Below are 12,137 nucleotides of genomic sequence, written 5' to 3'. Positions count from 1 at the left end.
TGATATTTATCTCCTAAAAATAAAGGTGGGTTATTCCGATGTGAGATACTGGTAGGTGAGTGCTGCAAGAACCGCCCCCACAATGGGTCCTATGACGTAGATGGGATAGTAGTTCCAGAGGTTAGTACCTGCGAAGATCATGTCATTGAGGTAAGGGCCAAAGGTACGTGCCGGGTTCAGTGAGCTTCCACTTATGTTACCTAGTGTTGTGATTATACCGGCAACCGTGAGCCCTATAACTATCCCTGCAAAGCCCTTGGGGGCTCTCCTATCAACGGCAACACCCATTGCGGTGATCATGAGGAGGAATGTACCAACTATCTCTGCAAGCATTGCCTGCCAGTAGCTTATCCCAGGGAATGGTGCTGTTGCCCCCAGCCCACCAACGGTGGCCGCTCCTATACCAGCACACTGGAGGAATATGAAGCTCCCGAATGCAGCTCCAAGGAGCTGTGCAATGATGTAGGGTACGACTTCACGTCCAGGGAACTTCTTAACAGACCATAACCCTATGGTAACTGCCGGGTTTATGTGGCAGCCCGAGATGTTTCCCAGGGCATATATGCTGGCAGCTATTGCAAAACCAAAGGCGAGACCTATTGCAACCCAGTCCCCGAGTCCCCCAAGGAGCCCTATTCCAATATTGAATGGGTTGGGGGATGTGCCACCAGATGCTATCATCAGTGTCACCGCGGCTGACCCTGCCCCAAAGAACACAAGAATGAAGGTCCCTATAAACTCGGCGATGCACCTTTTTGTAAGGGATACCATCCTAGTCCTCCTTCATAACGTTGTAGCAGTAGGGGCAGAGTATCCTGGGCAGGGTACCCCCAACCTTCTCTGCCGGGAAGGGGTAGCCGCCACTCCATACCTCGGTTTCCTCCCGTATTGCGTGTTCTGTGCAGAGACCCATGCCACAGACAATGCATATGGCCACAGCATCGGTTTCCTTTCCCTGCTCTGCACATACATAGCATTTCATACCATCACCCGAAAAAAGAAGTGTTTTGAGGTTATACAGCCTCTCTCCACTGGCAGTGGCTGTGCCTGAAGTCCACCAGTGCTGCCGCTGCACAGTTCTTACAGGTCCTTGCAGGTGATGCTGCGCTCTCCTTATGGAGTGCGATTATGTTGGTCATGAGGGTTGCTGTTACAGGTTCACTTGTAAGGAGGCATGGGTAATCGGCAAGTCTCATGAGGGCTGAGAACCTCACGGTTATTGCGCAGGCAGGGTATGTGTAGCGCTGCGGGTTCATTATAACCTCGTTTTCATGTATCGGTGAGAGGTCAACCTTATGTCCAGCAACCATTGGCTCAAGTGGACCCTCTGCTCCGTTGAGCATCCTCCTTGCCTCATCCAGATGGGTCCATCCACGGTATATCATGTCCATGAAGTCACTGTTGTGGAGCTCTGCTGCAGCCCCCCTTGTGGGGTATAACTGCACATAGTTGTGGAACCTCTTGGTGAGGAGGTCAACAACACCGATTGCATTGAATCCGTCGAGTTCAAGTATGTACTCAACTGCACATGCAGATGAACCGGTTGCAAGGCTCAGCACATCATATTCGCTCTTAAATGAGTTGACTGCACTGTTAAGTGTGCTTTCCATAACCCCGGTTGTTGCCTCGATTATGGCCATCACCACATCATCCTTGCACATGTTGTAGGTGGACTGGGCTATGTGGTGTGATATGTCACCGACGCAGTACGCCGGTACCGTGAGTATGTTGCCGTAGTGCACCCCATCATCAATGGCGGCCTTCACCGTCCCCTCCATCTCCTTCCTGTAGCGGGACATGTACTCCCTCACATCGAAGGACTCGTGTCCATGATCGTCCATGAGTTTTGCCTGTGCCTCAACAGGTTCCTGGTAGATGTATTTCACCATCTCTATTTCCTTCTCTGCCGCCTCTGCAGCGGTTGCCCCGTTTTCGATCTCATTTGCGAATACCTCTCCAATACCATAGGAGGTGTTCATACCCCATGACTTTGCTGAGAGGATCGCCTGTTTGTGCATCTCAAGTATATCTGTCTCCCTGAGGATCCTGTTCACCACGTTGCTTGTGCTTCCTGGCATGAGGGCGAAGTCAACCACACAGGTTGGCCCATAGAATCCTCCATACCTTCTTATTGCCTCCCTTCCTATGAGGGCCTCTGCCCTTCCTATTGCATCTATGAATGCCTCAAGGCTCTTCTCAAATTCACTGTCCTCGTCCCTCAGTATCTCCAGGACCACGGGTGTCTGGTAGTGTTCAACGAAGGGGTCATCCTCTGGTCTTATGGTGTCTGTAAGACTGTCAAGTATCTCATAGTGGGCCTTCACTGAGTCCTTGTGCAGGTTTATCACCGCCTCGCTCTGTTCCCCCACAGCCTTCATGTCCTGCACAACGTCCAGGTAGGCCTTTGTATCCTTTATTTTAAACTCCTTTCCCCTGTTCTTTTTTATGGTTTCCACATCGGCTTTCTGGGCCATCATGGCCTCTTTTACCATTTTCTCATATAACTCAGCCATTAGATCACCTTCGGTAGAAATGTCTCCCGGATCAGTCCCCGTTTGACCACATTCTACCAATATTAAATAGATCACCTTCATTAATATCACTTTCTAAAAGTTACAAGACAAAAGTTTTAAATAAAGGTTATTTTCTGAAAAAATTTATAATGATTATTAATTAAAATTTTTTGGAGTTGGGGTAAATATGAAGTGGCAGCAGAAACATATACAGTTACGGTGATGGCATGCAGGTTGACTTCAGTATGGAAAACATCAGAAGGTGCCTCTGCCTTGAGTGTCCCGTCCAGAGCAGGAGTCAGTGCGTGGCAGATAAGAAGAAGATAATGCTCCTAATAACCCAGCAGGACCTTGACAGTGCCATGCGCATGGACACCGACAGGGTTCCAGGGGTCTACTGTTCCACAGGTAGAGCCATTTGCAGGGATATAGATCCCCATGAGGAATGCCTCTGCAGTGGGTGTGAGGTCTGGCGTGAGCACAGGTTATCTGAGGATGACGTATCTGAGTACTTCTGTGTCAGAGAAAGGTAACTTCGTAATATAGATGTATAATGAAGTTGGTTCCCTGGTGTGGAAAGATGAGCAGAAATGCAGGATCTGGACCGCCACATATATACCACAACAGCAATAAACCATGAATTTGAGTTGAAATTTATTTGTACATCAGAGATGTCTGTAAGTGACATCATAGTATACCTCCGAGGTGAAACATATCCAGCTATCACACATATCCGTAAGTGACATCATAACCGTGCTCACACCCACCTGCAACCTCAGGTGCAGGTACTGCTTCTTCACCCCACGAAACTGCAGGGAGTATGATGCGGAGAGGATAGCAGACCGGGTCCTGAGGATCAGTTCAGAGGAGGGTATAGACAGTGTGCTCATAGCCGGTGGTGAGCCCACACTGCAGAGGGACCTGCCTGAATTCACAGAGGCCCTCAGCAGGGACCTCCATGTGACCATCTCAACCAACGGCACACGGTGGGAAATCCTGAGGAAGAGTACATTCCACGAGGTCCACGTTGACCTCAAGGCACTCGATGATGAGAAACACCTGCAGCTCACAGGAAGATCAAACAGGTCTGTCCTTGAGTGTATAGAGGAACTCACAGGTTCAGGTAAACTGGAGGTCTCAACTGTCCTCATCCCTGGAATCGTGGATGTTGATGAGATTGAAAAAATCGCGGAGTTCCTCTCAGAGTGGGACGTTCCCTACCGCATAACCGGTTATGTTGGCTACAACAACAGCCTGGGTGCCCGGCGGCCCAGGGATGATGAAATAGTGAGGGCTGCGGAGATAAGCAGGAAGTACCTCAGCAGTGTCTCAACATCACTGGACTTCCGGAGGCATAAGAGGAGAAGGATGGTCCTGGACCACATCTAAGGAAAACGATGATCCTGGAAAACATCTGAACAGGCGATGCTCCATCAGATGTACTCCTCTGAGATTAAAATCAAAAAATATATAAATGCTGCGCCTTTTATATTGACAGTAGGTTGGGGATCTTATGAGAAAAGCGCTGATTCCGGTTATGGTATTATTCTTGCTGGTTATGGGTGTCTTCACTGCAGCTGCGGTCAATGAGACTGGAAACAATTCATCAGTGAATAACACTTCAACTCCCCGTGGGGGTGTGGTGCAGCCACTTTCACTGTGGTCATCAGTAACCGTTGAGCCATCCACCATCAGCCTTGGAACGGTACCCCCTGATGGGATTGAGAGGAGCTACCCCGACGCTGTAACAGCAACTGTAAACTACATAATCGCCGGTGGTGATACCCTCTCTGTAAGGGCATCAGGCAACCTTGTAAATACAGCCAACAGTTCACTCACGATACCCCTCTCCAATTTTAAGTTCAGCACACCAAGCCTAAGCAAGAGGCCATTTACAACCTCCAACCAGGTCATAATGACATATTCTGGATTTATAGGATCCTCAAGTGTTCCACTCAGCCTTTACATAACTGTGCCTACATACACGGATCCAGGCACATACTCAACAACCCTCATCTACACATCAACCTGATTTTGTGACAATAATCACAAATTCATTTATTATATGTTTCCAATGTCACGAAATCTCGAAAGATTTATATAGTGGGCTGTGACAATTAATTTTATCTGAAAAATTAATCTGGTGATATATATGAGGGAAAAAATAATGGGGGTAATCCCACTTATAGTTGCCCTGATGTTTGTGGTGGCACTCGGTGCATACAGTTCACCATCATATGCGGCAACAGCAACACAGAGAGTGACAGTCACTGTGCCTGAGGCAATCGCAATACAGGTACCAGACGTTAACTTTGGATCAATAAACGCAGGGAACACAGGTACAAGTCCTGATTTCACAATAAATAACACAGGTAACGTTAAAATCGACCTCTACGTCAAGGCAAACGCTGCAGCATTCACAAGCCTCACAGCAACAGACACAATACCAATAACAGGGTTCAAAATATTCAGCAACGTTACAGGATCATACCTAACATTCACCCAGTCATCACAGAAAATCTATGACAACATGAACAAGGCAGCCCAGAGGACCGGGACACCAACACAGTGGACAACAAGAATGCAGCTAAATGTGCCTTCATTCACAGAGGATGGTGTATACACAATCACAAACACCTACACAGCAGTTAAACACAACACAGCTGCACCACCATAAGCTGCACAACAACACAAAAAAGAAAATACCTTTTTTAACAACCTCTTTCTTTTAAAAATTTTTAATAAATTTTTTATAGTCCCGATCCCAAACTCTTTTTTATAGGAAAGGTGGATGACAATGAAAACCAGATATTTAACAGCCCTCTTAATGATCATATTCATTCTTGGCTACATAGCACCCGCAGTGGCAACCGGTCTCTGGGCATCACCAGCAGACTTCAGGTACAACCTGAAACCTGGCCAGTCAGTGAGTGGCGAAATCACCGTGAGAAACATCGGTAAGGAAGAGGTGAACGTCAACGTAACCAAGAAGAGGCTCCTCATGGACAGCGTTAACCTGGTATACTCCGACAGGGGGATAGCCCAGTGGATAACCATAGAGGGCAACACATCATTCAAACTGAAACCTGGCGAGTCAAGGAAGATCAGGTTCACAGTGAATGCGCCAGGAAAGATAAACTACCTTGACGCCGCAGGGGCCATAGTTATAAGGGGGTTACCAGTTCAGAACAGGACAGCGGGACAAGTACAGATAGTCCAGGGAGTTGAACTGGTGGTACCCATATATGTGGGTCTCCCCGGCCCGATAGTGGAGTCCCTGAAGCTGGAGGACCACAAAGCTCCAAGTGTTCTTCTGAGTTTCATGCCAGGTAAGTTCACCTACAAACTCAGAAATACTGGTACCGTCCAGGCAAACATGACAGGGGCCATTGAACTCACAGGGATAACAGGGACGCAGAGGGTCCCCATCGACGGTGTTGTCTACCCCGAAGACAACTACACACTGGTTGAGACCTGGAAGCCAGGGTGGATAGAATTCGGACCCTACACCGCGAAGACAGAGATAAAATATGGTCGCTACCACCAGACAAAGACCATAGAGACATCTGATACCGTCATCGTGATACCCGCATGGCTCATAATCCTCATTGTGCTTGGAGCCGCGATCTGGGTGATCCGCAAGAAGGAAATTGAACCCCCAATCTCAATCAGGATAGAAAGGAAGAAATAAAGGCATTAAACGCCTTCTCCAAATACCTTTTTATTTTTAAACCCATTAAAATGCCCTTTTCTTCTCACACCTGAAAGTGCGCAATACCCCATCACCATACAGAATTAAGTATTATTTCTACTCGCCATTACCCAAATTTAGTAATAACTAATCTTTATATATTAAGAATATCATTATTTTTTATGAAAGAATTTAAGGAGGTGAAAATTTTGATGAGAAGACAGTATTTCATCGCTTTCATTGTTCTTCTCTTTGCTGTAACACTGACAGGTTCAGTGAGCGCGGCGGACACCTCATGTGAGGTAGGGGTTGATGTAAAGTACGAGTATGCCGACGACAACAGCCAGATAAACCCTGACATACAGGAAGTCACAGACGAAAACGGAACAAGGATCAACTTCACAAGGACCTTTGACCCGGCAGCCAACATAACAAAGATCCTCTTCACCTACGGGAACATCACAAACACCACACGGTTCACCATAAAGGTCAGGGCCCCCGGTTACAGGGAACTCTCACACACATTCCAGCTCACAGACTACGGGACAAAATACGCTGCTTACCTCTCCCTCAGGATGAACGCCACAGACGCCTACAGACTGGGAAGGGAGATCACCAGGAAGGCTGACAAGATACTGAACTTAACAAAAACAGGTGATGTCCTGGTTATAACAACAGCCGGAACAGCATACTACAGGAACCAGACATCAGAGGATGTCCTTGAGGGCATACTCAACCAGGCCCGCGGTAGAGTGAGCTACGGGAAGGGTAACCTTCTGATGCTCAGAAAAACACGCCTCGACCCCCTGGACTTCGCATTCATCGTAAGGAAGGGAAACGACCTCATAGTGGCATACTTCAAAAACGCCAGCATGACACCACTCTACGTTGGAACCGTGTCACAGAACATGACACTCACACAGTACCAGGCACTCCAGAAAAAACTCGGAAGCGACACATTCCCCATAGCAAGCCTTGCAAACGCATGGGCAATAGGACTATCACCTGACATACTCAGGGAGGCGGCATTCCATGGACACGTCTGCCTCGGTACCATCAGCGGATACGCAATGATAGAGACACTCCTAAAATACTACCCTGCAACCAATGAATTCGGACTTCCACTGGAGGGTGTCAGTTACCAGGTTGTTGGTGTGCCCGGTGGATCAGACGATGACGTATTCATATACGCCATGGACGCAACACCAGGTAAGAGGGCCTACGTTGGTTTCAACACAACGGCGGACACCAATATTGTTGGATTCATCAGGTGGAACTCAAAGACAAAGACAGGAACCCTCATAATAATGGCCTACAGTCAGCAGGAACTGATAAACAAATACAAACAGGAAACAAAAGCCACGGCGGTCTCTGAACTCAAGTTCAATGCATGGGCAGTTAAAAAACTCACAACAAGTCCCGAATCACTTGTGAAGATCCTCTACGCATTCGACAACCTCACACAGGACCAGGTCAACTATATCATGGGATATGAACCCACCAAGGGTAACACAACCATCAGTGCAGCCGGACTCGACCTCAACTACATACTGAACCAGACAAACCTTGTGAATGCAACACCGGCAAACAGGACATACATTACAGGAAACCTCACCTACGGTGACCTCAAAAACATCGGGCGCCTTGCAGCCGAGAAGGCCGTGGAGCTCTTCAGGGCAATGGGTATAAACCTTGAGAAGGATGACTACCACCTTTTCGTGCTGACATCCGCAGGTTATGTGAGGATCAACGGCCAGGACACAGGCGCTGTATGGGATGGAATATTCGATGTGCTGGGATCAAGGTTAAGCAGAAAGACACTCCTGCCTGTCCATGCACCGCTCTGGGGTCAGCTGAAGTTCGACTTCTGCCTAATCAACGGGACCCAGAAGATAATCAGGTCAATGTACTACAACCTCACAACAGGAACATTCACTGTTCAGAGTTCAGCGAATTACATAATCCAGGAGGTACTCCCCTATGATCCGCCATTCGACGTGCTAATGGGCTGGCTCTTCCACAACCATGTCTGTGGTGGAAGCTCACCCGGTTACCTCATAGCAGACTACATATTCCAGAATTATCCCCGGGGTGAGAACGAGAAGTACATCTACGTTACAACACTGGACAACTGTAAGGATGACATCCTCTTCATGCTCCTGGGGGTTTCAGCTGGACAGGGAACCTACTCCAACCAGAGGCTGACAACTGAGGAGACAAGGCTCGAGACAGAGGGCGGTATGAATGGAATGGTGGGCTACATAGTGGTATGGGATGAGAAGACCAACACAGGAAGGGTTGCAATAATCACCTGGCAGGGCCCACGCTTCGCAGCCGGATCCAACATGTACGAGGAATATATCAGGCTCTACAAGCACGACTACTCATCACCTAACCTGATAGCCCTGCCGACGGTCAGTAAAGCGGCTGAGCGATTCATAAACAGGGAAGAACTCAACATACTCCTCTCAGGGGGTACAGGGTCCATGAATGCGCTCCAGTACATATTCAGCATCCCAGCAAACAGGACACGTGAAGACCTCATCCCGGTGAACAATGGCGGAAGCCAGAACGGAAACCAGGGAGGAGTACCCGGCATTCCAGGCGGCTCCACAGGTGGTTCAACCGGGGGTTTACCCTCAGGTTCCCATGGTACCGCAGGCCATGCAGATTACACGCCGGGTGCTGAGCATACTGCTTCGCCGGCTGATGTGAATGCGGCATCTGAGGTTTCAGAGGATTCTCCCATGGAGGCTAAGAGGGCCTATGAGGTTACAAACGCAACCTCCACTTCTGGCGGCGCTGACTCCTCATGGTACGTTTATGGTATCGTGGGTGTCCTTGTGGCCGCTGGCCTCGTGGCCTTCGGTTTCGTGAGGGGCGGAGCTGGAAAGTGAAAGTCCTCTTTTTTCTATTTTTTATATCATCACTCCCTGTTAAGGAAAAATTTATACATGTGCATCCCTCATATTATCATGGAGGTTTTAAAATGAAGAGGGGTGTGTCATTAATTCTCGTTCTCGTCCTCATGCTGATGCCATGCTCCTATGCATGGAAGACCGTCACCCACTATGACGCCGCTGAGGCCATCTATGAGAAGCTTCCATCCTCCAAGAGATCAAAGATCAACATTAACGCCATGATCGACGGATCCAACGACCCTGACGAAAAGTTTCATGATACTGTTAGGCACAGCTTTCCCAGAAGCTTTACAGAGGCTAAAAAGTGGCTTGACAGGGGTAGGAGTGCCTACAGAAGCAAGAATTACAGGTATGCCAGTTACTGCTTTGGTGTTGCAAGCCACTACATCACAGACACTTTCTCAGCACCTCACTGTGTAAGTGGAGAGTCATCTACACTCCATAACAGCTACGAAAAACAGGCCACGTACCTTGCACCCAGCATAAGCTACGTTTCAGGGGACATCTACAGCCTCATGCAGCGGGGCTACCTCAATGGAAGGAGCGACTGGTCAAGGTGGACAAAAACCAAAAGCAGCTCGATAGTCCAGAGGGACCTCAATATGGGGACCAGCGTAGCCTACAGGGCAATAAACCTTGCCATGAATTAAAACCCCAATTTTATTTTTTTGGAAGATAAACCCATACATCATCCATCAAAAAAGTAAATTTTCAGAACTCCGAGACCTGAACCAGCCACTGAAGAATAAATAATCAAAAAATAATGTGTATTTTCAGAACTCACCTAGAAGCTGAGTTCAGATATCCTTTCCATTGCCCTCACAGTATTTTTAAGGGAGTTGAATGCTGTTAGCCTGAAGTATCCCTCACCGCTCGGTCCAAAGCCAGACCCTGGTGTTCCAACAACCTCCGCCTCATTGAGTAGCATGTCAAAGAACTGCCACGAATCCATGCCCTCAGGTGTCTTTATCCAGATGTATGGTGCGTTAACACCACCATAGTACCTCAGACCGGCACTTTCAAGGCTCTCCCTTATTATCCTTGCATTCTCCATGTAGTAGTCTATTGACTCCCTTATCTCCCTCTGGCCCTCAGGTGTGTAGACCGCCTCGGCGGCCCTCTGCACAGGGTAGGATACCCCATTGAATTTTGTTGTCTGGCGCCTGTTCCAGAGCTCCTTAAGGGAGTGCATCCTCCCCTGACTGTCGGGGACCTCCAGTTCCTCTGGCACCACAGTGAAGGCGCACCTTGTACCTGTGAAGCCGGCGTTCTTTGAGAAGCTCCTGAACTCAACTGCAACCTCCCTTGCACCCTCCACCTCATAGATGCTGTGGGGTATTCCATCCTCCTGTATGTAGGCCTCGTACGCTGCATCGAATAGTATTATGCTGCCACTGTCCCTTGCATAGTCAACCCACTCTGCGAGTTGCTTCTCTGTGAGCGCTGTTCCTGTGGGGTTGTTGGGGTAGCAGAGGTATATGAGGTCAACCTTCTCCTCAGGAAGTGCTGGTATGAATCCGTTCTCCTCTGTGCACGGAATGTACACCAGACCACTGTACCTTCCAGTCTCATCTGCGGGACCGGCCCTTCCCGCCATAACGTTGCTCTCCACGTACACTGGATAGACAGGGTCTGTCACCGCGACCACATTGTCCTGTCCAAAGATCTCCTGGATGTTTCCTGTGTCACACTTTGCACCGTCACTTATGAATATCTCCTCGGGTGAAACCTCAACACCCCTTGAGGCGTAATCGTTTTCTGCTATGGCCTCCCTGAGGAATGGGTAACCCTGTTCAGGTCCATATCCCATGAAGGTTTCCTCGTGAGCCATCTCATCGACGGCCCTGTGGAAGGCCTCCACCACCGCGGAGGGGAGGGGCCTTGTAACATCCCCTATACCCATCCTTATCACATCGGCGTCAGGGTTTTTCCTCTGGAAGTCCTCCACTCTCCTGTTTATCTCAGAGAATATGTAACTGCTTTTAAGTAGCAGGTAGTTTTCGTTTACTGTCACCATGATTTAACCTCTCAGAAACTAATTTTCAGGTAGGTTCCCTGAAGAAGAATGATATTATCATGTAGTCCACAGGAGTTAATAAAAATTGCTGTATAAAAAGTTGCAATCCCTGTTAATGGGGCTGAATGCCATCAACAATAAGGTCTCAGATATTTATCTGAAGGTTTTACATTCCTCCACGAACTTCAATGCTCCTTTGATTATAATAATTGCTTCTTTCTGATCTATTTCTGAAAGGATACCATAATCCGCCTCTTCCCTATCTTCATATGCCCTCAGAAGTATGTCAAATATCTCCTTCTGGAATCCCCCATTCTTTACGAATTTGAGTCCAAACTGTGAAATCAATCCCCTGTGAGTCTTCGGGTAAATGTTCCTCCGTGATAGCAGCGCTCTTGCTGCAAAGAACATTGCGTAGTATGCTCTGCTTACAGCATCTCCATAGAATCCATGTTCGCACAGTGTTCTGGCAGCCTCAAGTTTCCTGACTGCCTTTTCCATTAAAATTTCCTCATCACCCAAGCACCACACCCTCTTTCCTTATTCTGGAGATGAAATGGGTGTCCCCCAGAAGCCTGTATTCCTCAGGGGAAATTACCTTAACTGAGATATGGACACCTGTACTGAGGAGTATATCGCGCGCCTTCCTTATGACCTTATCCTTTATTTCAGTTTTTTTTGTGGAGATTATGATTATGTCTATATCAGAGCCCTCTCTATCATCCCCCCTGGCAACGGACCCAAAAAGGATTATTTTTTCTATTTCAGGATAATTCAGTGACTCTGAAAACTTCCTGGCAAGTTCAAGTCTGTTCATCATTACCCCCCAGAACGAAGTGTGAACCCGAAGATCTATTGACAGTTTCAGATCTTTTCGCCATTATAATTAAATTTATGTGTGCTCCCAGTAGAGTCTACCTGTTTAATCTGTCCACTGAAAGACGATCTCGCTCACAGACAAGCCGTGCGTCTTCGACGTCTAACTGTTTGATCTG

The 12,137-nt window shown here is 48.0% G+C and carries 13 protein-coding genes; 7 read left to right on the top strand and 6 right to left on the bottom strand.

Annotation, left to right across the window (positions count from 1 at the left end; translation table 11 throughout):
• Positions 1 to 30: 30 nt before the first annotated feature.
• The 3 genes from aqpM to MTCT_RS00310 are packed head-to-tail and all read right to left on the bottom strand — an operon-like array spanning position 31 to position 2,513.
• Complete coding sequence (gene aqpM / locus MTCT_RS00320; protein WP_048174877.1) at positions 31 to 771, bottom strand: aquaporin AqpM; 741 nt, start codon at positions 769 to 771, stop codon at positions 31 to 33.
• A 1-nt stretch (position 772) separates the two neighbouring features.
• Positions 773 to 982, bottom strand: coding sequence for a DUF2180 family protein (locus MTCT_RS00315; RefSeq protein ID WP_048174874.1), 210 nt, complete (start codon positions 980 to 982; stop codon positions 773 to 775).
• A gap of 31 nt (positions 983 to 1,013) precedes the next feature.
• On the bottom strand, positions 1,014 to 2,513 hold the full coding sequence (locus MTCT_RS00310; RefSeq protein WP_048174872.1) for a DUF2193 domain-containing protein: 1,500 nt from the start codon (positions 2,511 to 2,513) through the stop codon (positions 1,014 to 1,016).
• Between the two features lie 227 nt (positions 2,514 to 2,740).
• Here MTCT_RS00310 and MTCT_RS00305 point away from each other — a divergent pair, with 227 nt between their 5' ends.
• The 7 genes from MTCT_RS00305 to MTCT_RS00275 all read left to right on the top strand — a co-directional run bounded on the left by MTCT_RS00305 (position 2,741) and on the right by MTCT_RS00275 (position 9,775).
• On the top strand, positions 2,741 to 3,046 hold the full coding sequence (locus MTCT_RS00305; RefSeq protein WP_052457263.1) for a DUF2769 domain-containing protein: 306 nt from the start codon (positions 2,741 to 2,743) through the stop codon (positions 3,044 to 3,046).
• A gap of 172 nt (positions 3,047 to 3,218) precedes the next feature.
• Positions 3,219 to 3,902 (top strand): radical SAM protein, encoded by a 684-nt coding sequence (locus tag MTCT_RS00300; protein WP_013295366.1) that lies wholly within the window; start codon positions 3,219 to 3,221, stop codon positions 3,900 to 3,902.
• Between the two features lie 169 nt (positions 3,903 to 4,071).
• A complete protein-coding gene (locus tag MTCT_RS00295; RefSeq protein WP_231855385.1) occupies positions 4,072 to 4,545 on the top strand; it encodes a hypothetical protein in 474 nt (157 codons plus the stop codon).
• A 120-nt stretch (positions 4,546 to 4,665) separates the two neighbouring features.
• Positions 4,666 to 5,190, top strand: a complete 525-nt coding sequence (locus MTCT_RS00290) for a hypothetical protein (protein WP_048174867.1) — start codon at positions 4,666 to 4,668, stop codon at positions 5,188 to 5,190.
• A gap of 120 nt (positions 5,191 to 5,310) precedes the next feature.
• Entirely contained in the window at positions 5,311 to 6,204 is an 894-nt protein-coding gene (locus MTCT_RS00285) for a hypothetical protein (RefSeq protein WP_048174865.1), read from the top strand.
• A gap of 212 nt (positions 6,205 to 6,416) precedes the next feature.
• Complete coding sequence (locus MTCT_RS00280; protein WP_048174862.1) at positions 6,417 to 9,101, top strand: FmdE family protein; 2,685 nt, start codon at positions 6,417 to 6,419, stop codon at positions 9,099 to 9,101.
• Positions 9,102 to 9,193: 92 nt separating this feature from the next.
• A complete protein-coding gene (locus tag MTCT_RS00275) occupies positions 9,194 to 9,775 on the top strand; it encodes a zinc dependent phospholipase C family protein (protein WP_013295363.1) in 582 nt (193 codons plus the stop codon).
• A 134-nt stretch (positions 9,776 to 9,909) separates the two neighbouring features.
• Here MTCT_RS00275 and MTCT_RS00270 read toward each other — a convergent pair whose 3' ends face one another.
• From MTCT_RS00270 to MTCT_RS00260, 3 genes are all read right to left on the bottom strand, one after another.
• Complete coding sequence (locus tag MTCT_RS00270; protein ID WP_197538716.1) at positions 9,910 to 11,145, bottom strand: LL-diaminopimelate aminotransferase; 1,236 nt, start codon at positions 11,143 to 11,145, stop codon at positions 9,910 to 9,912.
• Positions 11,146 to 11,295: 150 nt separating this feature from the next.
• Positions 11,296 to 11,664: a HEPN domain-containing protein gene (locus MTCT_RS00265; protein WP_013295361.1), complete on the bottom strand. Its 369-nt coding sequence runs from the start codon at positions 11,662 to 11,664 to the stop codon at positions 11,296 to 11,298.
• On the bottom strand, positions 11,657 to 11,959 hold the full coding sequence (locus tag MTCT_RS00260; RefSeq protein ID WP_013295360.1) for a nucleotidyltransferase domain-containing protein: 303 nt from the start codon (positions 11,957 to 11,959) through the stop codon (positions 11,657 to 11,659). Before MTCT_RS00260 ends, MTCT_RS00265 begins: the two co-directional genes overlap by 8 nt.
• Positions 11,960 to 12,137 lie beyond the last annotated feature (178 nt).

The sequence above is a fragment of the Methanothermobacter sp. CaT2 genome, assembly GCF_000828575.1.
In the GTDB taxonomy this organism is placed as follows: domain Archaea; phylum Methanobacteriota; class Methanobacteria; order Methanobacteriales; family Methanothermobacteraceae; genus Methanothermobacter.
Note: the sequence above shows the minus strand (reverse complement) of the source record. Positions and strands in the feature narration are given on the sequence as shown.